At 70.9% G+C, this 20,094-nt stretch carries 18 protein-coding genes; 6 read left to right on the plus strand and 12 right to left on the minus strand.

The genetic code is table 11. From position 1 onward, the window contains the following. Window positions 1-67 precede the first annotated feature (67 nt). A complete protein-coding gene (locus Q9R47_RS22605; RefSeq protein WP_311235362.1) occupies window positions 68-1,411 on the minus strand; it encodes an AI-2E family transporter in 1,344 nt (447 codons plus the stop codon). Window positions 1,412-1,666: 255 nt separating this feature from the next. Here Q9R47_RS22605 and Q9R47_RS22610 point away from each other — a divergent pair, with 255 nt between their 5' ends. Together Q9R47_RS22610 and Q9R47_RS22615 are read left to right on the plus strand one after the other, a co-directional pair. Next, window positions 1,667-2,515 (plus strand): hypothetical protein, encoded by an 849-nt coding sequence (locus Q9R47_RS22610; RefSeq protein ID WP_311235363.1) that lies wholly within the window; start codon window positions 1,667-1,669, stop codon window positions 2,513-2,515. Beyond that, the gene (locus tag Q9R47_RS22615) at window positions 2,512-3,225 is read left to right on the plus strand and encodes a FlgO family outer membrane protein (protein WP_311235364.1); all 714 of its coding nucleotides are present in this window, start codon (window positions 2,512-2,514) and stop codon (window positions 3,223-3,225) included. Before Q9R47_RS22610 ends, Q9R47_RS22615 begins: the two co-directional genes overlap by 4 nt. An 89-nt stretch (window positions 3,226-3,314) precedes the next feature. Here Q9R47_RS22615 and flhC read toward each other — a convergent pair whose 3' ends face one another. The 11 genes from flhC to Q9R47_RS22670 all read right to left on the minus strand — a co-directional run bounded on the left by flhC (window position 3,315) and on the right by Q9R47_RS22670 (window position 14,770). Then, a complete protein-coding gene (gene flhC, locus Q9R47_RS22620; protein WP_311235365.1) occupies window positions 3,315-3,866 on the minus strand; it encodes a flagellar transcriptional regulator FlhC in 552 nt (183 codons plus the stop codon). A 57-nt stretch (window positions 3,867-3,923) separates the two neighbouring features. Further along, window positions 3,924-4,253 (minus strand): flagellar transcriptional regulator FlhD, encoded by a 330-nt coding sequence (flhD, locus tag Q9R47_RS22625; RefSeq protein ID WP_013595547.1) that lies wholly within the window; start codon window positions 4,251-4,253, stop codon window positions 3,924-3,926. 351 nt (window positions 4,254-4,604) lie between these two features. After that, window positions 4,605-6,008, minus strand: a complete 1,404-nt coding sequence (locus Q9R47_RS22630) for an LLM class flavin-dependent oxidoreductase (protein ID WP_311235366.1) — start codon at window positions 6,006-6,008, stop codon at window positions 4,605-4,607. Next, window positions 6,008-7,288, minus strand: a complete 1,281-nt coding sequence (locus Q9R47_RS22635; RefSeq protein ID WP_311235367.1) for an SfnB family sulfur acquisition oxidoreductase — start codon at window positions 7,286-7,288, stop codon at window positions 6,008-6,010. Before Q9R47_RS22635 ends, Q9R47_RS22630 begins: the two co-directional genes overlap by 1 nt. 13 nt (window positions 7,289-7,301) lie before the next feature. Next, window positions 7,302-8,558: an SfnB family sulfur acquisition oxidoreductase gene (locus tag Q9R47_RS22640; protein WP_311235368.1), complete on the minus strand. Its 1,257-nt coding sequence runs from the start codon at window positions 8,556-8,558 to the stop codon at window positions 7,302-7,304. 48 nt (window positions 8,559-8,606) lie between these two features. Further along, complete coding sequence (locus tag Q9R47_RS22645; RefSeq protein WP_311235369.1) at window positions 8,607-9,269, minus strand: methionine ABC transporter permease; 663 nt, start codon at window positions 9,267-9,269, stop codon at window positions 8,607-8,609. After that, window positions 9,266-10,588 carry an ATP-binding cassette domain-containing protein gene (locus Q9R47_RS22650; RefSeq protein ID WP_311235370.1) on the minus strand — a complete coding sequence of 441 codons (1,323 nt, stop codon included), beginning with the start codon at window positions 10,586-10,588 and terminating at the stop codon, window positions 9,266-9,268. Before Q9R47_RS22650 ends, Q9R47_RS22645 begins: the two co-directional genes overlap by 4 nt. Then, complete coding sequence (locus Q9R47_RS22655) at window positions 10,585-11,415, minus strand: MetQ/NlpA family ABC transporter substrate-binding protein (RefSeq protein WP_311235371.1); 831 nt, start codon at window positions 11,413-11,415, stop codon at window positions 10,585-10,587. Before Q9R47_RS22655 ends, Q9R47_RS22650 begins: the two co-directional genes overlap by 4 nt. A gap of 156 nt (window positions 11,416-11,571) precedes the next feature. Further along, a complete protein-coding gene (locus Q9R47_RS22660) occupies window positions 11,572-12,471 on the minus strand; it encodes a sulfurtransferase (RefSeq protein WP_311235372.1) in 900 nt (299 codons plus the stop codon). 115 nt (window positions 12,472-12,586) lie between these two features. Next, entirely contained in the window at window positions 12,587-13,504 is a 918-nt protein-coding gene (locus Q9R47_RS22665; protein ID WP_311235373.1) for a DMT family transporter, read from the minus strand. A gap of 126 nt (window positions 13,505-13,630) precedes the next feature. Beyond that, window positions 13,631-14,770: an aromatic ring-hydroxylating dioxygenase subunit alpha gene (locus Q9R47_RS22670; protein ID WP_311235374.1), complete on the minus strand. Its 1,140-nt coding sequence runs from the start codon at window positions 14,768-14,770 to the stop codon at window positions 13,631-13,633. Between the two features lie 263 nt (window positions 14,771-15,033). On the opposite strand from Q9R47_RS22670, the gene Q9R47_RS22675 reads away from it, so the two are divergent. The 4 genes from Q9R47_RS22675 (at window position 15,034) to Q9R47_RS22690 (ending at window position 19,483) form a co-directional block, all read left to right on the plus strand. Beyond that, window positions 15,034-15,282, plus strand: a complete 249-nt coding sequence (locus tag Q9R47_RS22675; protein WP_311235375.1) for an exodeoxyribonuclease VII small subunit — start codon at window positions 15,034-15,036, stop codon at window positions 15,280-15,282. Continuing rightward, window positions 15,282-16,202 carry a farnesyl diphosphate synthase gene (locus Q9R47_RS22680; RefSeq protein WP_311235389.1) on the plus strand — a complete coding sequence of 307 codons (921 nt, stop codon included), beginning with the start codon at window positions 15,282-15,284 and terminating at the stop codon, window positions 16,200-16,202. Before Q9R47_RS22675 ends, Q9R47_RS22680 begins: the two co-directional genes overlap by 1 nt. A gap of 139 nt (window positions 16,203-16,341) precedes the next feature. Next, entirely contained in the window at window positions 16,342-18,210 is a 1,869-nt protein-coding gene (dxs, locus tag Q9R47_RS22685; RefSeq protein WP_311235376.1) for a 1-deoxy-D-xylulose-5-phosphate synthase, read from the plus strand. A 193-nt stretch (window positions 18,211-18,403) separates the two neighbouring features. Then, on the plus strand, window positions 18,404-19,483 hold the full coding sequence (locus Q9R47_RS22690; protein ID WP_311235377.1) for a TRAP transporter substrate-binding protein: 1,080 nt from the start codon (window positions 18,404-18,406) through the stop codon (window positions 19,481-19,483). The last annotated feature ends 611 nt before the right edge of the window (window positions 19,484-20,094 follow it).

The following is a 20,094-nucleotide window of genomic DNA, read 5'->3' on the forward strand; positions in this document are numbered from 1 at the left end:
CAACCACGACACGATTGCTCGATCAAGAACCCAAGCGATCAACCAACCAATCCAATCAATCAATCAATCAATCACTCATCAACTCCCCGATCGGCCTCAGATCCTCCACCCGATCGCACACCGCCTTCACCACCATCATCACCGGGATCCCCAGCAGCACCCCCCACAGCCCCCACAGCCACCCCCAGGCCAGCACGCTCACGAACACCGCCACCGGGCTCATGCGGCTGGTGCGGCTCGTGAGCCAGGGCGTGAGCAGGTTGCCCACCAGGGTATGGATGAGCAGCGACGCGCCGCCCACGGCCAGGGCCATGTCCACGATGCCGAACTGCAGGAACGCGACGAGGGCCGATGCGCCCGTGACGATGATCGAGCCGACGTACGGAGCGAGGTTGAGCACGCCCGCCACCACGCCCCAGACGATGGCGTTCTCCAGGCCGAGGAGGGCATACGCCACGCCGGTGCCGATGCCGACCAGCACGCTCGTGGCCACCTGCACGAGCAGGTAGCGCTGGATCTGGCCCGAGATGTCGTCGAGCACTTCCATCGTGATCTTGCGGCGCTCCAGGCTGGCGCCGGCGATGCGCACGAGCTTGCGCCGGAACAGGTTGCCCGAGGCGAGCGAGAAGAAGGTGAGGAACACCACCACCGTGAGCTGGCCCGCGGCCGACACCAGGCCCATCGTGCCGGTCCAGACGTAGTCGCGGATGTTGAAGGGTGCGCGTTCGACCACCACGCGCTGCACGCCGCGGCGGGTCTGGGGCGGGATGCTTTCGGTGGCGGCCTGTTCGATCTGGCTGGCGGCCTTCTGCATGGTGTCGAGCGGGCTGGGGCCGTTCATGTTGAGCCGCATGGCGTCTCGCACCTTGCGCGCCGCCACGGGCAGGGAATCGACGAGCTCGGCCGCGCCATCGGAGAGCGACCAGGCCGTGCCGCCGAGACCGCCGACGATACCCAGCAGCAGCACGCCGGCACCGAGCCAGCGCGGGACGTACCAGCGCCGCAGCGCGGTGACGATCGGCTGCAGCGCGATGGTGAGCAGCAGGCTCAGCATCAGCGGGATGAAGACGGCGGCGGCCCAGTGCAGCAGGGCCACGGCGGCGAAAAGCGCCAGGAGGGCGAGCGAGAGGTTGCGCACGTCCACCGGCATGTGCAGCACCAGCGGCGAGGGCAGAGCGAAGGGCGAAGAAGGCGACGGCGAAGACGAAAACGCCCCCGCGGGCGGAGGCGGGGGCTCGGCGGGACCGGGCGCCGGGGTGGGCGGGTCGCCCGCCGGGGGAGAGGCCGGGGGAGGGTCTGCGGCGGGCGGCGGGTCGGCCGGCGGATCGCCCGCGGGCGGTGGTGGCGGGTCGGCGTCCCGCGGCGCGGCGGGATCGTTGGGCGTGGCCAGGACGGGAGCGGAGGGCTGCATGCGCGGATTGTGGCGCGGCAAGACCCCCTCTGCACGTAGGCGGGCGCCCGGCCGTGGCATCGGTGCCGATGGAAGTCTGCGGAGATTCCGAATTTTCCGAGGCAAGGCAAGGCAAGACAAGGAAACGCCAGGGCCGGGGGCGGGCGGTGCAGGCTGCGGAACGGAGTAGCCGGGAAAAGCGCCGCTGTTCGGCCCATGCGCCCGGCGCGCGGCGGCTAGCATGGGCACATGCATTCCGAGGAAAGGCGCGCGCGCATGACCCCCGTTGCGGAACTCCCGCTGCTCTCCGCCCCCCGCGGGCTCCGGCCTTCGCTGGCGCTGCTGCTGTGCGCCGCGGGGCTGGCCGGCTGCGCCGCTCCGCCCGACCTGCCCCATCCGCAGGCGCATGCACCGTCCACCCAGAAGACGGCCCGCGCCGTCCACCACTGGGACGTGCTCGCCGCCGACGTCGCGGCGCGCACGGCCGCCAAGCTGCGCGAATGGCCGGCGGGCGCGCACCCCATCTACGTCACTCCGGTCGATGAACCGGGCGGGGTACCCGGTTTCGGGGCGGGTTTCCGTTCCCTGCTGATCACCCACCTCGTGGAACGCGGGCTGACGATTTCCACCCAGCCGACGGACGTGCGGCTCAGCGTGGGCGTGCAGCTCGTGCAGCACGTGGCGCCTCCCGGCGACGGCGCGCGGCCGGTGCTGCTGGGCGAGGGCGTGCGCGTGGCGCGCGACGCGTCGATGGAGAACGGCGACTACCTGCTCGCATGGGCACCTCCGGGGCCCGCGCCGGTGGCCGTGGCAGTGGCCGGAGCCGGAGGCGTCACCGGAACCGTCCCCGCGACGGCGTCCTCGGGACCCGTGGCGAGCGTGGTCGTCGGCGCTCCGGACGCGGCGCGGCCCGTCGCCGTCCAGCGGCTGGCGCCCGGACCCGCCCGCACCGAGGTCCTGGTCACCACCTCGCTGGAGAGCGAGGGCCGCTACCTGGCCCGCACGGGCGACGTGTATTCGATCGACCAGGCCGATGCCGTGCTGTACCTCCCGGCACTGCCCGCGCCGCCGCCGGCCATGGGCCCCCCGCCCGCGCCGGTGAAGACCTGGCAGGTGGTGCCATGACGCGGCCGATCCCTTCCGTGACCGAGACCGAAACCGCGACCGAGACCGTGGGCATCGTGGGGTCCGTGCCGGCGCGCGCGTCCGCCGCGGCTTCCTCGTCCGCATCAGGGCCGACATCGCGCCGCGCATGGCTGCGCACGGGCCTGGCCGCCGGTGCCGCGGCCCTGCTGCTGCCGGGCTGCGCCCGCTACTACTACGGTGCCGCCGCCACGCCGAATGGCGGCAGCCCGGGCGCGCTCGGTGCGCTGGGCCTGGGCCCCACCGCGGCCGAAGCGCTGCTGGAGGCCAACTACGCCGCGGCCGACGCATTGCTGCTGCAGGTGCCGCAGCTCGATCCGCGCCTGCCGGTGCTGGTGGGCACGCTGGTGCACATCGACCGGCTGGGCGAATCGTCGCGGCTCGGCCGGCTGTGCTCCGAGCAGATCGCCGGCCGCATGGTGCAGCGCGGCGTGCGCGTGACCGAACTCAAGATGCGCGAGAGCCTGGCGATGGTGCCCGGCCAGGGCGAACTGCTGCTGTCGCGCGAAGTGCGCGAGGTGAGCCGTGCGCAGTCGGCGCAGGCGGTGGTGGTGGGCACCTACGCCGCCACGGCCCAGTCGGTGTTCGTCGGCCTGAAGCTCGTGAGCCCGGCCGGCAACACCGTGCTGGCAGCGCACGACTACGTGCTGCCGGTGGACGACAACGTGCGCATCCTGCTCTCCATGCGCTGAGGGCGCCTCCAGCGCGCTTGGCCGGGGGGGCAGGCAAAAAAAATCCCGGCACGGGGCCGGGAGAGAGGTTACTCGCGTCGAAAAAAGGATCAGTGCAGCATCAGCGCGCCGGCCGACTTGCTCTTGCCGGCACGGGCCGGAGGATTGCAGAGGCCGCAGGTGTAGGCGCGGGCGTTCTCGTACATCTCGGTCACGAACTGGCCGCCGCACTGCGAGCACTTGGTGCGCGTGAGCATGCCGGCGTCCACGAACTTCACGAGGCGCCAGGCGCGGGTGAAGGACAGCAGGGGCTCGATCTCGGCCGTGGCGACCTGCTCGTTGTAGAGGCGGTAGGCCTTGGTCAGCAGCTCGACCGAATCCAGGCTCACGCCCTTGGAGAGGTATTCGTAGATGTTCAGGAACAGCGAGCTGTGGATGTTCTCCTGCCAGGTGAGGAACCAGTCGGTGGAGAACGGCAGCTGGCCCTTGGACGGCGACTTGCCCGCGATTTCCTTGTAGAGCCGGATCAGGCGCTCATACGACAGCGACGTCTCCGACTCCAGCACCTGCATGCGGGCGCCCATCTGGATGAGCATGGCGGCGCGCTCGATCTGCTTGGATTCGTTCAGGACGCTCTTCACGGGGGCGGCGGCTGCGGTCATGGCGGGCTTTCGAAGGACGGGACGGGCGGGAGGGGCGAAGGAAGCGGGGCGTGCCGCTCAGAGCACTTCCGACACGCGGCTGGCCATGAGGATGTTGGCGTGCAGCGTGTTGGTGGCTTCGTTGCCGACCTTCTTGGGCGTGTTGTGGTTCGTGAGCAGGCTCCAGACGAGGTTGTCGTCCACGCGGAAGCTGCACAGCAGGGTATTGCGGGAGGCCAGCTTGAGCACCTGCGCGGCCGAGAGGGAGGCCAGGATGTCGGCGGCGTCTTCGTTGATGCCCAGGCGGAACACGGCTTCGGCCTTGTCCTGGCGGATCAGCGTCTGGGCCAGCATCAGGTACGTGAGGTTGGCTTCGCGGATTTCAGCGAGAAGTTGTTCCGAGGTCATGTTCAATCCTTTTTCCGTTACCAGATCGCGAGGCCCCTGGCGGTGTGCAGGTGTGTCGCGATCCGTTGAAATGGATTGTGAATCCGGCCCAATCGGAAATTAAGTCGGGGTTTGGATGTGCAGCGTGTCTCGCCCGCAAGCCGGGTTTGTAGGAATTTCCCTTACAGGCGCGCCAGGGGCGGCGCGGGCGCCCGAGGAGCGGGGTGCTGCACGGGCGGCGCGCGCACGCGCAACGCGCCGGCGGGGCTATCGGGCGGATATGGAGGTCCTATGGCTCGGCCGTGGCGCGCGGGGAGGCGGGGGCGGGCCACGAGCGCCGTTCGCGCCACGCGATGCGCGGCGGATGGCACCTTACGCGGCGCGCACCGCGGGCAGGGCCGCGGCGTGCCGGAATCCCGACCCGTGGTGGGATTCCGCGAGCCGGTCGCCCCGGCCGGCCAGCTTGTGGCGCAGCGTGCCCTCGGCGTAGGCCGTCTTGTGCAGGCCGCGCTCCTGCAGTGCGGGCACGACGAGGTCGACGAAGTCCGTGTAGCTCTCGGGCACCACGGTGCGCGAGAGGTTGAACCCGTCCACCCCGGCCTCGTCCAGCCACGCCTGCATTTCGTCCGCGATGTCGTGGGGTGAGCCCACCGCGGTGGCGTAGCGGCCGCCCAGCGCCAGTTCCTCCACGAGGTCGCCCAGCGTGTAGCGGGGGCGGCCGTTGGCCAGGCGGCGCAGGCTGTTCTCGATGCCGTTGCTGCGGTGCTGGCCGATGAGCGGCGTATCGCGCCGGTAGGTGGAGAAGTCGATGCCCGCACCGGCCGAGAGGTGGGCCAGAGCCGCCTCCGGGCTGGCGTGGCGGCAGTAGTCCCGGTACTTCTCCTCGGCCTCGCGGCGCGTGGCGCCCGCCACCACGGTCAGGCCCACCACCACCTGCACGTCGCCGGGACGGCGGCCCGCGCGCACCACCTCTTCGCGCAATGCCCGCACCAGCTCCCGCGTCGCGGCCTTGTCCTGGGTGGACATGAACACGCACTCCGCATGCCGGGCGGCGAAGCGCAGCCCGCGGCCCGAACTGCCCGCCTGGAAGATCACCGGCGTGCGCTGCGGGGAGGGCTCGCAGAGGTGGTAGCCCTCGACCCGGTAGTGGTCGCCGTGGTGCCGCACCGGCCGCACCCGGGCGGGATCGGCATAGATGCGGCGGGCGCGGTCGCGCAGCACGGCGCCGTCGTCCCAACTGCCCTCCCAGAGCTGGTAGACCACGTCCATGAATTCGTCGGCCCGGTCGTAGCGCGCATCGTGCGGCAGCTGCTGATCCACGCCCATGGCGCGCGCGGCCGAGTCGAGGTAGCCGGTGACGACGTTCCAGCCCACGCGGCCCCGCGTGAGGTGGTCCAGCGTGGAGAACCGCCGGGCCAGCAGGTAGGGCTGCTCGTAGCTCAGGTTCACGGTGACGCCGTACGACAGGTGCCTCGTGGACGCGGCCATGGCGGGCACGACCAGCAGCGGATCGTTGATCGGCCACTGCACCGATTCGCGCAGCGTGACGTCCGCCGATCCGCCGTAGGTGTCGTACACGCCCACGATGTCGGCAAGGAACAGGCCGTCGAAGAGGCCGCGCTCCAGCTCGCGCGCCAGGCCGGTCCAGTACTCCAGGGAGTGGTATTCGCTCGACCGGTCGCGCGGGTGCGTCCAGAGGCCGTGGTTGATGTGGCCCACCGCGTTCATGTCGAAGGCGTTGAGGACGATCGGGCGGGTGCGTTGCGCGGCGGGCATCACAGGGCTCCGTGGCGCGGCGGCCGGGTGCCGTTGAGGACGTAGTTGCCCACGGCGTGGTACTTCCACCGCACCGGATCGTGCAGCGTGTGGGTGCGCACGTTGCGCCAGAAACGGTCGAAACCGTGCGCCGCGGCGGTGGCCGACGTGCCGCCCAGTTCCAGCAGCTTGTTGGCGGCCAGCAGGCCGGCGCGGTGCGCGAGCGCGCGGGCCTCGGCCACGGCGACCGACGCGGCGGCCACGGTGTCTTCGTCGGGCGCATGCCGGGCCGCATCGACGAGGCGCGCCGCGCGGTGCAGCAGGGCGCGTGCCGCATGCAGGCGCAGGTCCACGTCGCCCACGGCGTGCAGGGTGAGCGGATCGTCGGTGGCATGCGCCACCTGCGCGTCGATCCAGGGGCGCGCATGCTGGCGGATGAAGGGCAGGGCCGCCCGCAGGGCTCCTTCTCCGATCCCGAGGTCGATGGCCGCGTGCATCAGCTGCGCGAACGGGCCGATGGTGGTGGGCCGGTCGAAGCTGGCCTGGAAGGGCACGATCCATTCCGGCTCCACGCGCACGCCGTCGAGGGCCACCGACCCGCTGCCGGTCACGCGCTGGCCCATGCCGTCCCAGTCGTCTTCCACCGAAACGCCGGGCGCATCGCGCGGCACGAAGGCGATCACGCTCACCTCGCGCCCGTCGCCGAGCTGCTGCAGGGCCTGCGTGGGAATCCAGTGCGCGAACAGCGCCCCGGTGCAGTAGAACTTGCGCCCCTGCAGCACCCAGCCGCCCTTCGAGCGCTCCAGGCGGGTGCGGCGGCGGTAGTCGCGGTGGCCGGTCTCGGCCAGCGCATTGCCGAAGCGCTCGCCCCGCAGCACGCGTTCATGGAAGAAGCGCTGCTGTGCTTCGGTGCCGCCCACGCACAGCACTTCGAGCGCATAGAAATGGTTCTGCGGGATGTGGCCGAGCGACCCGTCCGCCGCCGAGACGGTGGCGATCACCTGCGCGAGCGTCCAGGCATCGGCACCCGGGCCGCCGTGGGCCTGCGGCACCGTGATGCCCCAGAGCCCGCTGGCGCTGAAGGCCTCGACCTCCGCCCGCGGCAGTCGGCGCTCCCGGTCGCGTTCGAGCGCCTGCGGTGCCCAGGCGCGCGCGAGCGCGGCGGCGGTGGCCAGGATGTCCGCCGGAGTGGCCAGCACGGGCGGGCGGTGCGCAGGGGAGGGGACGGCAGGCGGCTGCGCCGGCACGGCGGCTTCGGCCTGGTGGAGGGAGTGGCGTTCCTGCGGGGTGTGGGCGGTCATGGCACGGGCTCTTTCAGTTCCATTGGTGGCGGCGCGGCGCCTGGCCGTTCAGCACGTAGCGGCCGATGAGGTGCAGCTTCCAGCGCACCGGGTCGTGCAGCGTGTGCACGCGCGCGTTGCGCCAGTGGCGGTCCAGGTTGTGCGCCGCGCGGGCCGACGAGGTGCCGGCGAGTTCGAGCAGGTGTTCACTGGCGCGCAGGGCGGCTTCGGTGGTCAGCACCTTGGCGCGCGCCACCGCCACCGAGGCCTCTGCGCTGGCGGCATCCGTCAGGGGCTCGCGGGCCAGCGCGTCCAGACGGTCGGCCGCTTCGGCCAGCACCTCGCGCGCCGCGTGTACCTCGATGGCCAGCTCGCCGACCTCGCGCAGGATGTGCGGATCTTCGTGGGCATGCTCCACGCCGGAATCCACCCAGGGCCGCGTCTTCTCGCGCACGTAGGCGAGTGCGTCGTCCAGCGCGCCCTCGGCGATCCCCAGGTCGATGGACGCCTGCAGCAGTTGCGAGAACGGCCCCGTCAGCGTCGGCCGGTCCTGCGCCGCGTACAGCGCGACCACGTCGTCCTCGCCCACGGGCACGTCCTGCAGCACCACGCTGCCGCTGGCGGTGGTGCGCTGCCCGAAGGCGTCCCAGTCGTCGATCACCCGCAGCCCGGGTGCCGTGCGGCGCACCCAGACCTGCACCGGGCGGCCGAGTTCGTCGTCCGCGCGGAAGGGCACCCAGTGCGCGAACAGCGCGCCGGTGGAATAGTGGCGCGTCCCGTTCGCGCGCAGGCGGCCCTGCGCATCGCGCGTCAGGCGTGCCGTGGCGTGGTTCACGGCCGCCGCGCGGGCCTTGCGCTCCGGGCCGGCATTGCCCAGGCGGTGGCCCGCGAGCACGTCGGCGAAGAAGCGGCGGCGCTGCGCTTCGCTGCCGAACTCCACGAGGTGCCGCACGAGCGCATGGTGGTTCTGCGGTATCTGCCCGAGCGACGGATCGGCCGCGCACAGGATCGCGAACACCTCCGTCAGCGTGCGGAACGACACGCCGAGGCCGCCGTAGGCACGCGGCACGCTGATGGCGCCGAGCCCGCTCGCCGTGTAGCGCTCGATCTCGTCCCAGGGCAGGCGGCGTTCGCGGTCGCGGTCGGCCGCGCCCTGGCGGAATGCGCGCGCCAGGGCCCGCGCGGCATCCAGCGCCTCCGCTTCGCTGGCGATCCGGTGGGGCGGGCTGGGCGGCAGGGGAAGGCGGCTGCCGGCGGCTGCGCTCTCGGAGGCAACGGCAATTTCGGCCATGGTGTGCGGGCTCCTGAGGAAATTTGAAAAGAGCGGGCCAGCAGGCGTTCAGCGGTCGCGCAGCCGCCGCACGAAGAAGTCGCCCGCGGACTGCACCACCGTGACCAGCGCGATCAGCACGGCGATCACCACCACCATCACCTGCGTGTCGAACCGCTGGTAGCCGTAGCGGATCGCGAGATCGCCGAGCCCGCCCGCGCCCACCGCGCCGGCCATGGCCGAGGCGCCGATCAGCGCCACCAGCGTGATCGTGAAGCCGCCCACGATGCCGGGCAGCGCCTCGGGCAGGTAGACGTGGCGCACGATGTGCCACTGGCGGCAGCCCATGGCCTGCGCGGCTTCGATCAGGCCCTTGTCCACCTCGCGCAGGCTCACCTCGGCGATGCGCGCGAAGAACGGCGTGGCGCTGGCCGAGAGCGGCACGATGGCCGCCCACACGCCGATGGTGGTGCCCGCCACGATGCGCGTGAACGGAATGAGCGCCACCAGCAGCACGATGAAGGGCGTGGCCCGGAAGCCGTTGACCACGCTGCCCACCCCGCGGTGGATGCGCGGCGAGGCGAGGAAGCCGCCCGGCGCGGTCACGATCAGCAGCACCGCCAGCGGAATGCCCGCGAGCAGGGCGGCCGTGCCGGACACGCCCACCATCAGCAGGGTGTCGGCCAGCGCCTGGCCATAGCGTTCGGCGGGAATGGAGAGCGAGAGGTTCATGCGGTGGCGGGAAGGTGGGTTGCGGAGGGCGCCGGCGGCTCGGCCGCATCGGCTGCATCGATGGCATCGGTCGCGGCATAGCCGATCGCCTCGATCGTGTGCGCGATGGCGCCGGGGCCGCGGGTCAGCGGGCCGAAATCGGGCAGGGGGGCGCTGCCGTCCACCGCCAGCAGCAGGTGGCCCTGCGCATGGCCCTGGATGCGGTCCACGCCGCCGTGCAGCAGCCGCGCGCCGGGCGGCAGGGCCTGCGCGATGCGCGCGAGGTCGGGCTCCAGGCCCCACGCGCCGCTGTAGCCCAGTTGCAGGATGCGCTGGAAGGCGCCCTCCGGCGGCTCGGCGTGCAGGCGCGCGCGCAGGTCGTCCGGCAGGCCCAGGCGCAGCGGCGCCAGCAAGGCCTGCGTGGCGTCGTGGCGCGGCGCGCCGAACACCTGCCACACGGGGCCCTGTTCCGCGATGCGGCCCCGCTCCAGCACCAGCACCCGGTCGGCGATCTCGCGGATCACGCGCATCTCGTGGGTGATCAGGATCACGGTGATGCCCAGGCGCCGGTTGATGCCCCGCAACAGCTGCAGGATGGCGTGCGTGGTCTCCGGGTCGAGCGCCGAGGTGGCCTCGTCGCACAGCAGGATCTCCGGGTGCGTGGCGAGCGCGCGGGCGATGCCCACCCGCTGCTTCTGCCCGCCCGAGAGCCGTCCGGGGTACGCGCCGTGCTTGTCCTGCAGGCCCACCAGCTCCAGCAGTTCATGCACGCGCCGCGTGACCTCCGACGGGCGGGCGCCCGCCACGCGCAGCGGCAGCGCGATGTTGTCGAACACCGTCTTGGCCGACAGCAGGTTGAAGTGCTGGAAGATCATGCCGATGCGCCGCCGCAGGGCCACGAGGCCGTCCGCGTCCAGCGTGCCGACGTCCACGCCATCGACCAGCACCTGCCCGCGCGTGGGCTGCTCCAGCCGGTTGATGGTGCGCAGCAGGCTCGACTTGCCGGCACCGCTGCGGCCGATGATGCCGAAGACGCTGCCGGCCGGAATGTCCAGGTCGATGTCCCGCAGGGCGGCGACCTCGCCGGCGGGCGAGGCATAGGTCTTGGAAACGCCGCGCAGCGAGACCGCGCCGCGGGGTGAGCGGACCTCCGCCGCACCGCCGGCCGCTCGTGAGGCGCCGGTGGCCGTCGCCGCTGCGGTCACGCCAGTAGCAGGACCGGACGATGGCCCGGACCGCGCCGCGATCCCCGCTCCGCGCGCGGCCCGTCCGGGCTCCGCGGGCGCCGCCGTGTGGCCGAGCAGTGCGGAAGGCGCCATGCGCAGCACTTCCTGCGTCATGTCCGCGTCCAGGCCAGCGTGTAGAGCCGGTCGTCGTTGGCGAAAGCCCGGTGCGTCTCGGCCCGCACGGCCTGCGAGTTCTGGTAGATGCGCACGAAGCGCTGCACCAGCGGATCGTTCACGCGGTCCTGCCGCACCACGAACTGGATCGCGAACTGCGCGTCCTCGATGCCCGAATAGGCGAGGCCGCTGGAGGGGTCGAACGCCTTGGCTGCGACGATGAAGTGCGGGTAGCCCTGCGCGATGTCCACGTCGGGCGTGATGCGCACGAGCTGCGGGCCCTCGACCTCCACGAAGCGGAGCTTTTTCGGGTTGTCCACGATGTCGTCCAGGGTACCGAGGTAGCCCACGCCGGGCCGGAGCCGGATGAGGCCCACCTTCTGCAGCAGCAGCAGGCCGCGGCCCTGGTTGACCGGATCGTTGGCGATGCCCACCTTGCCGCCGGCGGGCACGTCCTGCACCTTCTTGTGCTTGAGCGAATACAGACCGACGTTGGCCAGGATGCCGGTGCCCGCGCTCGCGAGCTGGAAGCCCTGCTTCTTGATCGCGTTGGCGAGGAAGGGCTGGTGCTGGAAGTAGTTGATGTCGATGTCGCCCGCGTTCAGCGCCACGTTGGGCGTGGTCCAGTCGGTGAACTCGATCACCTCGACCTGCAGGCCCTGGGTGCGGGCTTCGCGGGCAGCGACGTTGGCGGAATCGGCATAGGCGCCGGGCACCACGCCGATGCGCAGCCGGTCGGCCGCGAAGGCGGGGGACAGCGTGGACAGGCCGAGCGGTGCGGCGGCAGCGGCCGCGAGCAGGCGGCGGCGGGAAACAGGGGCGGTCATCTTCGGTCCTCGGGCGGTGGGCCGCCGCGCGGGTCTGCCGGAGGGCAGGGCGGGCGGTACGGGGCCATTCTCAGGAGCGGCCCCACCGCGCGGAACGAAGATTTCCGGACTAGCTTATGACGTTTTCCTCACGGCGCTGCCGTGGCGTGCAGGCCGTCAGCCGCGCTCGACCGGGCGGGACGGATCGCCGCACCACTCGCTCCAGCTGCCCGCGAACAGGGCCGTGGGGCCCAGCCCGGCGATCTGCATCGCCAGCAGGTTGGGCGTGGCGCTCACGCCGCTGCCGCACTGGTGCACCACGGTGGCCGGATCGCGGCCGGCGAGCAGCGATTCGAACTCGGCCCGCAGCTGCGCGGCCGGCTTGAAGCGGCCGTCGGGCCCGAGGTTGTCGGAGAACGGCCGGTTCAGCGCACCCGGAATGTGGCCCGCGACCGGATCGAGCGGTTCCACCTCGCCGCGAAAGCGTGCCGGCGCCCGCGCATCCACCACCGTCTGGCCCGGCTGGCCGAGCGCGGCCTGCACCTGGGCGGCGGTGGCGAGGCGCTGCAGCGGCTCGCCCAGCGCGAAGTTCGCCTGGAAGTGCGCGGGTTCCTCGCCGTGCGCCAGCTCGCCTCCAGCCTGCTCCCAGGCCTGCAGCCCGCCGTCGAGCACCGCCACGGCCCCGTGGCCGGCCCACTGCAGCATCCACCAGAGGCGGCCGCAGAAGTTGGTGCCGTTGCGGTCGTACACCACCGCCTGCATCGCATTGGAAAAGCCCACCGACGACAGCCACGCGGCGAAGCGCTCGGGATGCGGCAGCGGATGCCGCCCGCCGGACGACGGCATCTCGCCCTCCTTCGCCACGATGGTGCCGCCCGCGCCGGGCACGCCGTGCCGGGCGCTCAGCGCCTCGTCGAGGTGCGCGTACACCGCGCCGGGGATGTGCGATTCCAGGTACTGCTGCTGTCCGCGCGAAGGGTGCGCCAGATCGAAGCTGCAGTCGAAGACCATCAGGGGAGCGCCGCTCGCGCGCAGCGCCCGGAGTTCGTCGGCGGAAATGAGGGTGGTATAGGCCATGGCGTGTTCAGTCGATGGTGCGGGAAGGAATCGGAGGCCGGCGCTACCGGCGCATGCGATCGGGCGGGCGCCCCTGCGCCGGATTGTGCGCCGGGCGCGAAGGTTCCGTGTCGGCTCAGTGCTCTTCCGCCGGAGCCCCCGGTGCAGCGCGCGCCCGCAATACCGTCGCGACGACCCCGCTCACGATGATCAGTGCCATGCCGGCCCAGCCGATGGGCGGGATGTCGTCGCCGAACAGCACCACGCTGTAGACGCCCGCGAACACGATGCCGGAATACTGCAGGTTGGCGACCACCAGGGTGCCGCGCTGCGAGCCCGCCCGCGCATAGGCACGCGTCATGCAGAGCTGGCCCGCGGCGGCGAGGAACCCGATCGGCAGCAGCCACAGGCCCGGCCAGCCCGGCCAGGCCGAGGCGCCCGTGAGCAGCATCGCCGCGCCGCCCGCCACGGCCGAGCCGACCGCGAAATAGAACACGGTGCGCGTTTCCGGCTCGCCGATGCGCGACAGCGCCATCACCTGCATGTAGGCGAACGCGGCCGAGAGGCCCGACAGCAGCCCGATCAGGCCGGCGAACATCTCGTGGGCGCCGAGGCTCGGGCGCAGCATCATGACGACGCCCGCGAAGCCGGCCATCACGGTCAGCACCAGCGGTGCCTGCAGGGGCGGGCGCGTGCCGCCCGCGCCGCCCGAGGGCCGCCACGCCAGCAGCGCGCCGCCGACGATGAAGGCCGCGATCCACACGCTGCTCATGTAGTTGAGCGTCATGGCGGTGGCGAGCGGCAGGTGCGCGATGGCGTAGAACCAGGCGCCCAGCGACACCACCCCGATCAGGCTGCGCCAGGCGTGCATGCCGGGGTAGCGCGTGCCGAGGCCCACGCCCTGGCGCCGTGCCAGCGCCCAGAGGATGGCCATGCCGATGATGCCGCGGTAGCACACCAGCTCGGCCGCGTTGAAGTGCGCGGACGCCATCTTCACGCAGACCCCCATGCTCGCGAAGAGGAATGCGGCGAGGACCATCCAGAGGGCTTGCATGGGCGTGGGGCGGGAGATGAGGGGCCGAAGGGGAAGGCCGATGTTAGGCCACCCCGGCGCCCGCATTCCGGAAAGATGTCCCGGAAAACCCACCCTCCGGGATTCGCGGCGGCGGCCGGTGCGCGGTCAGCGCTGCGGAACGGCCTCGCCCATCGCGCCGCGGTACCACTCGTGGAAGTGCTGCATGCCGTCTTCCATCGGGCTCTGGTAGGGGCCGACCTCGTTGTCGCCGCGCGCCAGCAGGGCCTTGCGGCCGGCGTCCATGCGCTCGCCGATCTCGTCGTCCTCGATGCAGGTCTCCATGTAGGCGGCCTGCTGGGCCTCGACGAACTCGCGCTCGAACGCCGCGATCTCCTCGGGGTAGTAGAACTCGACCATGTTGAGCGTGCGCGTCGGGCTGATCGGGTGCAGCGTGGAGACGGTGAGCACGTGCGGATACCACTCCACCATGATGTGGGGGTAGTAGGTGAGCCAGATCGCGCCGCGCTCGGGCATGCGGCCCTCGCGGTAGTTCAGCAGCACCTCGTGCCACTTGCGGTACACATCCGAGCCGGGCTTGCCGAAGGTGGAGGCCACGCCCACGGTCTGCACCGAATAGTGCTTCTGGAACTCCCAGCGCAGGTCGTCGCAGGTGACGAAGTTGCCCAGCCCCGGGTGGAACGGCCCCACGTGGTAGTCCTCGAGGTAGACCTCGATGAACGTCTTCCAGTTGTAGTTGCACTCGTGCAGCTCGACCTTATCGAGCACGTAGCCGTCGAACGACAGCTCCGAGCGCGGGCCCATGCCGGCGAGGTCGGCGGCGATGTCGCGGCCGTTGTCCTCGAAGAGCAGGCCGTTCCACTCGCGCAGCGCGTAGTTGTTCAGGTTCAGGCAGGGATCGTGCGAGAAGTGCGGCGCGCCCAGCAGCTCGCCCTGGGGCGAGTAGGTCCAGCGGTGCAGCGGGCAGACGATGTTGCCCGCGGCATGGCCCTTGCCGTTCGTGCGCAGGTTGCCCCGGCCCTGCAGCATCACCGCCTGGCGGTGGCGGCACACGTTGGAGACCAGTTCGACGCCGCCCTGCGCGTTGCGCACCAGGGCACGGCCCTGTCCTTCCTGCGGCAGCGCGTAATAATCGCCCGGTTCGGGCACGCTCAGCTGGTGCCCCACATAGCGGGGCCCGCGCTGAAAGATGGTGTCCAGCTCGCGCCGGAACAGCGCATCATCGAAGTAGCTTGAAACTGGTAGTTGGCTTGCGGCCTGCTGCAGTTGAAGACTTAAATCAGACATGGGTGACCTGACCTAAAGACTCCCCACAGGGAGGGTGCGCGTGCGCACGGGGACGTGGAAAAAACGAAACCGGCCGAGCAAAGTACCCACAGCCGGTTCGACGAAGAAATGGGATTGTAGCCAATGGGGTTATTTCCGGACCCCCCGTGCGTGTATTGCGGTTCCTTGGCGTGCGCGTGACGCGGGGCGCTGCCCGCCCAACGCACCGGCATGCGCCTAAAATGGCCCGTTTTATCCGCGCCCGCCGGCGCGGCGTTCCTGCCATGCCCAAGGCCTCCCCTACCGCCACCGCCCCCGCCTCCCCCGAGCCCGCGAGCTACGAAGCCGCGCTGGAGGAGCTGGAACAGCTGGTGGGCCGCATCGAGTCGGGCCAGCTGCCGCTCGAGCAGATGCTTGCCGGCTACCAGCGCGGGGCGGAGCTGCTGGCGTTCTGCCGCGGCCGCCTGGAGGCGGTGCAGGACCAGATCAAGGTGCTGGAGAACGGCACGCTGCAACCGTGGACGCAAGACTGATGGGCACCGCCGCGTTTTCCCCTTGCGCCGGCGACGCCGGCTTCGATCTTTCCGCCTGGAGCGCCGAGGCGCTGCAGCGCGTGGAATCCGCCCTCGAGGCCTGGGTGCCCGCCGATGCGCCCGGCGGCCTGGGCGACGCCATGCGCTATGCGGTGCTGGGTGCCGGCAAGCGGCTGCGCCCGCTGCTGGTGCTCGCCGCGGCCGAGGCCGTGGCCGGCCACGGCGGCGCGGCGCTGCGCGCGGGCTGCTCGGTAGAGCTGATCCACGCCTATTCCCTGGTGCACGACGACATGCCCTGCATGGACAACGACGTGCTGCGCCGCGGCAAGCCCACGGTGCACGTGCAGTTCGGCCAGGCCCAGGCCCTGCTCGCGGGCGACGCGCTGCAGGCGCTGGCCTTCGAGCTGCTCACGCCCGATGGCGACGTGCCCGACGCCATGCAGGCCCGGCTGTGCCGGCTGCTCGCGCGCGCCGCGGGGGCCGACGGCATGGCGGGCGGGCAGGCGATCGATCTCGCCAGCGTCGGCATCGCCCTCTCGGAGGACGAGCTGCGCCGCATGCACCGCCTCAAGACCGGCGCGCTGCTGCAGGCGAGCGTGCTCATGGGCGCGGCCTGCGGCGACGCATCCCCCGCCGCGTGGGAGGCCCTGTCGCGCTACGGCGCGGCCCTCGGGCTCGCGTTCCAGGTGGTGGACGACGTGCTGGACGTGGTGGCCGATTCCGCCACGCTCGGCAAGACCGCCGGCAAGGACGCTGCGAGCGACAAGCCCACCTACGTGTCGCTGCTGGGCCTCGACCGCGCGCGCGCCTACGCTGCCACGCTGCGCGACGAGGCGCATGCCGCGCTGGCGGCGAGCGGCCTGTCGCGCACGCGGCCGCTGGCGGCGCTGGCCGACATGGTGATCGACCGGTCCCGCTGATACTGGCGTGCGGTCCGCGCCGCCCCGGGCCGCGTCGCCACGCCCCGGAGAGGAGCGCTGCGGCGGCCGGAAAGCGGCGCCCCATGGTTTCCCCCGCGACCGGCATGACGGGTGCCGGACCCTTCCAACCAAGAGCAATATGTCCACGAACTCCTTCCCCCTCCTGCAGACCGTGAACGATCCGGCCGACCTGCGCCGGATGTCGCGTTCCCAGCTGAAAGAACTGGCCGAGGAGCTGCGCGCGTTCGTGCTCGACAGCGTTTCCAAGACCGGAGGGCATCTCAGCTCCAACCTGGGCACGGTGGAACTCACCGTGGCGCTGCACGCGGTGTTCGACACGCCGCGCGACCGCCTGGTGTGGGACGTGGGCCACCAGACCTATCCGCACAAGATCCTCACGGGCCGCCGCGACCGCATGCCTTCGCTGCGCCAGCTGGGCGGCCTCTCGGGCTTCCCGCAGCGCACCGAGAGCGAATACGACACCTTCGGCACGGCGCACTCCAGCACCAGCATCTCCGCGGCGCTCGGCATGGCCATGGCGGCCCGCCAGCGCGGCGAGGACCGCCGGGCCGTGGCCATCATCGGCGATGGCGCGATGACGGCCGGCATGGCCTTCGAGGCGCTGAACAATGCCGGCGTGGCCGATGCCAACCTGCTCGTCATCCTCAACGACAACGACATGAGCATCAGCCCGCCGGTGGGTGCGCTCAACCGCTACCTGGCGCAGCTCATGAGCGGGCAGTTCTACGCCGCCGCCAAGAACGTCGGCAGGACGGTGCTGGGCCCCGTGCCGCCGCTGCTGGAGCTGGCCAAGCGCTTCGAGCAGCAGGCCAAGGGCATGGTGGTGCCGGCCACGCTGTTCGAGAAGTTCGGCTTCAACTACATCGGCCCGATCGACGGGCACGACCTCGACTCGCTGATTCCCACGCTGGAGAACATCCAGGGCCTGAAGGGGCCGCAGTTCCTGCACGTGGTCACGAAGAAGGGCCAGGGCTACAAGCTCGCCGAGGCCGATCCCGTGGCCTACCACGGCCCGGGCAAGTTCGACCCGAGCGTGGGGCTGACCCAACCCGCCACGCCGCCGAAGCGGACCTTCACGCAGGTGTTCGGCCAGTGGCTCTGCGACATGGCCGCGCAGGACGAGCGGCTCGTGGGCATCACGCCCGCGATGCGCGAGGGCTCCGGCATGGTGGAGTTCGAGAAGCGCTTCCCCGGCCGCTACTACGACGTGGGCATCGCCGAACAGCATGCCGTGACCTTCGCCGCTGGCATGGCCTGCGAGGGCGTGAAACCGGTGGTGGCGATCTATTCCACCTTCCTGCAGCGCGCCTACGACCAGCTCATCCACGACGTGGCGCTGCAGAACCTGCCGGTGGTGTTCGCGCTCGACCGGGCCGGCCTCGTCGGCGCGGACGGCGCCACGCACGCGGGCGCCTACGACATCCCGTTCGTGCGCTGCATCCCGAACATGAGCATGGCTTGCCCGGCGGACGAGCGCGAGTGCCGCCAGCTGCTGTCCACCGCCTTCGGTCAGGACCACCCCGTGGCCGTGCGCTACCCGCGCGGCAGCGGCGCGGGCGTCGACCCCCTGCCGGGCCTGGAAGGCCTGCCCTTCGGCAAGGGCGAGGTGCGCCGCACGGGCCGGCGCATCGCCATCCTGGCCTTCGGCACGCTGCTCTACCCCGCGCTGCAGGCCGCCGAAACGCTGGACGCCACGGTGGCCAACATGCGCTGGGCCAAGCCGCTCGATACCGCGCTGCTGCTGGAGATCGCCGCCACGCACGACGCCTTCGTGACGGTGGAAGAGGGCGCCGTGATGGGCGGCGCCGGCAGCGCCGTGTGCGAGGCGCTGAACGCCGCCGGCATCCAGAAGCCCGTGCTGCAGCTCGGCCTGCCGGACGTGTTCATCGAGCATGGCGACCCCGCCAAGCTGCTCGCGCTGCAGGGCCTGGATGCCCAGGGCATCGTGCGCTCCGTCACCGCGCGCTTCGGCCCCCTGGGCGAATGACGGGCGGGCCTTGCGCGGAAAGGCTTGCAAAAGCCTGAATCCGCGCGGCCCCCGCCCGGGTGTTCGCGGGAAAACCCCCAAGAGCGTGCGCAGGGGCGTTCCTACAATCGTTTCCGGCTGAAACAGTCCGTCTGCCTGTCGCCAGAGGCGCCCGGCAGCAGGCATGCAAACAATCATCACCGGAGACCCATCCATGGACCGTCGTTCCATCCTCAAGCACGCAGGCATCGCCGGCGTCCTGGCCGCCGGCGCAGCCCCCGCTGTGCACGCCCAGGCCAGCATCCGCTGGCGCCTCGCATCCAGCTTCCCCAAGTCGCTGGACACCATCTACGGCACGGCGGAAGTGTTCTCCAAGAAGGTCAGCGAAGCCACGAGCGGCAAGTTCCAGATCTCGGTGCATGCCGGCGGCGAACTGATGCCCGCCTTCGGCGTGGTGGACGGCGTGCAGAACGCGTCGGTCGAAATGGCGCACACGGCACCCTACTACTTCTACGGCAAGGACCCGACCTTCTGCCTGGGCTGCGCCGTGCCCTTCGGCCTGAACGCGCGGCAGATGAACGCCTGGATGTACGAGGGCAACGGCCTGAAGCTGATGCGCGAGTTCTACGCCAAGTACAACATCATCAGCTTCCCCGGCGGCAACACGGGCGCGCAGATGGGCGGCTGGTTCCGCAAGGAGATCAAGTCCGTCGCCGACCTCAAGGGCCTGAAGTTCCGCACGAACCCGTTCGCGGGCAAGGTGCTGGAGCCCTTCGGCGTGATCCCGCAGTCCATTCCCGGTGCCGACCTGTACCCCGCGCTGGAAAAGGGCACGATCGACGCGCTGGAGTGGGTGGGGCCCTACGACGACCAGAAGCTGGGCTTCAACAAGGTCGCGCCGTTCTACTACTACCCCGGCTGGTGGGAAGGCGGTCCGCAGCTGGACTTCTACATCAACACCAAGGCCTGGGAAGGCCTGCCGGCCGAATACAAGGCCGTGGTGGAAGCCGCCGCCTCGCACGCCCACGTCACGATGCTCTCGAAGTACGACGCGCGCAACCCGGTGGCGATCAAGCAGCTCGTGGGCTCGGGCACCAAGCTGCGGCCGTTCACGCAGGACGTGATGAATGCGGCGTTCAAGTCGGCGCAGCAGATCTATGCGGACCTGAACAACACCAACCCGGAGTGGAAGAAGGTGTACACGGATTACGCGAAGTTCCTGGCGGACGAGAATGCGTGGTTCCGGTTCACGGAAGGCACGTTCGATCGGTTCATGCAGGCGCAGAAGCTGTGATGTCTGGTGTGATGATTTAGCTTTTCTTTTCTGTTCCTTTCTTTGGCATAAGAAGAAGCTGCGTTTTGGTTGGGGGACGGTCCTTCGGGGCCGTTCCCTTTTTGTTTTTTGCGGCGGGGTGGGTTTGTTTCCCGGGGCCGGGATGTGCGCCCGGCGGCGCACCTACTTTCTTTTGCTTCGCCAAAAGAAAGTAGGCAAAGAAAAGGCGAGCCCTGGTGTCTGCGTCCCCCTTCGCCCCTTTGGGGCGAAGGGGGCAGCCTGTGGTGCTCGGTCGCGGGGCGGCGCCGTGGAACTCGCTTCGCGCACTTTGTGCGCTGCGCTCGGACATCCCCGGCGAGTCAGATCACGAAGCAGGCGTGTCCTGCGGCACGCCTGCCCGCCCCGCGCCCTGCGCTCCTCGGCGCAGACACAAGGGTGGGGTGCAGGACACGGGCCATTGCTTCGCTCGGCCCTGGGTGCGCGAGTGCTTCGCACCGCGCACCATTTTTTTTGGACGGGCAGGGCGCTTGGGCTGTTGCCGAGCGTAGCGATGGCCTGTCTTCCCGCAGGGGCCGAGCGCAGCGATGGCCCGTGTCGCTCCCTTCTGGATGCGCCTGGGGCGCGCAGGGGCG

This window comes from Acidovorax sp. PRC11 (assembly GCF_031844105.1).
GTDB lineage: Bacteria > Pseudomonadota > Gammaproteobacteria > Burkholderiales > Burkholderiaceae_C > Paracidovorax.

What these genes read in the sequence shown, in the direction of transcription:
- Q9R47_RS22640 (WP_311235368.1), bottom strand. Translation starts at nt 8,558, where the DNA reads ATGGCCGAAATTGCCGTTGCCTCCGAGAGCGCAGCCGCCGGCAGCCGC.
- Q9R47_RS22610 (WP_311235363.1), top strand. Translation starts at nt 1,667, where the DNA reads ATGACCCCCGTTGCGGAACTCCCGCTGCTCTCCGCCCCCCGCGGGCTC.
- flhD (WP_013595547.1), bottom strand. Translation starts at nt 4,253, where the DNA reads ATGACCTCGGAACAACTTCTCGCTGAAATCCGCGAAGCCAACCTCACG.
- Q9R47_RS22680 (WP_311235389.1), top strand. Translation starts at nt 15,282, where the DNA reads ATGGGCACCGCCGCGTTTTCCCCTTGCGCCGGCGACGCCGGCTTCGAT.
- Q9R47_RS22615 (WP_311235364.1), top strand. Translation starts at nt 2,512, where the DNA reads ATGACGCGGCCGATCCCTTCCGTGACCGAGACCGAAACCGCGACCGAG.
- dxs (WP_311235376.1), top strand. Translation starts at nt 16,342, where the DNA reads ATGTCCACGAACTCCTTCCCCCTCCTGCAGACCGTGAACGATCCGGCC.
- flhC (WP_311235365.1), bottom strand. Translation starts at nt 3,866, where the DNA reads ATGACCGCAGCCGCCGCCCCCGTGAAGAGCGTCCTGAACGAATCCAAG.
- Q9R47_RS22655 (WP_311235371.1), bottom strand. Translation starts at nt 11,415, where the DNA reads ATGACCGCCCCTGTTTCCCGCCGCCGCCTGCTCGCGGCCGCTGCCGCC.
- Q9R47_RS22630 (WP_311235366.1), bottom strand. Translation starts at nt 6,008, where the DNA reads ATGCCCGCCGCGCAACGCACCCGCCCGATCGTCCTCAACGCCTTCGAC.
- Q9R47_RS22675 (WP_311235375.1), top strand. Translation starts at nt 15,034, where the DNA reads ATGCCCAAGGCCTCCCCTACCGCCACCGCCCCCGCCTCCCCCGAGCCC.
- Q9R47_RS22665 (WP_311235373.1), bottom strand. Translation starts at nt 13,504, where the DNA reads ATGCAAGCCCTCTGGATGGTCCTCGCCGCATTCCTCTTCGCGAGCATG.
- Q9R47_RS22690 (WP_311235377.1), top strand. Translation starts at nt 18,404, where the DNA reads ATGGACCGTCGTTCCATCCTCAAGCACGCAGGCATCGCCGGCGTCCTG.
- Q9R47_RS22645 (WP_311235369.1), bottom strand. Translation starts at nt 9,269, where the DNA reads ATGAACCTCTCGCTCTCCATTCCCGCCGAACGCTATGGCCAGGCGCTG.
- Q9R47_RS22635 (WP_311235367.1), bottom strand. Translation starts at nt 7,288, where the DNA reads ATGACCGCCCACACCCCGCAGGAACGCCACTCCCTCCACCAGGCCGAA.
- Q9R47_RS22650 (WP_311235370.1), bottom strand. Translation starts at nt 10,588, where the DNA reads ATGACGCAGGAAGTGCTGCGCATGGCGCCTTCCGCACTGCTCGGCCAC.
- Q9R47_RS22670 (WP_311235374.1), bottom strand. Translation starts at nt 14,770, where the DNA reads ATGTCTGATTTAAGTCTTCAACTGCAGCAGGCCGCAAGCCAACTACCA.
- Q9R47_RS22660 (WP_311235372.1), bottom strand. Translation starts at nt 12,471, where the DNA reads ATGGCCTATACCACCCTCATTTCCGCCGACGAACTCCGGGCGCTGCGC.
- Q9R47_RS22605 (WP_311235362.1), bottom strand. Translation starts at nt 1,411, where the DNA reads ATGCAGCCCTCCGCTCCCGTCCTGGCCACGCCCAACGATCCCGCCGCG.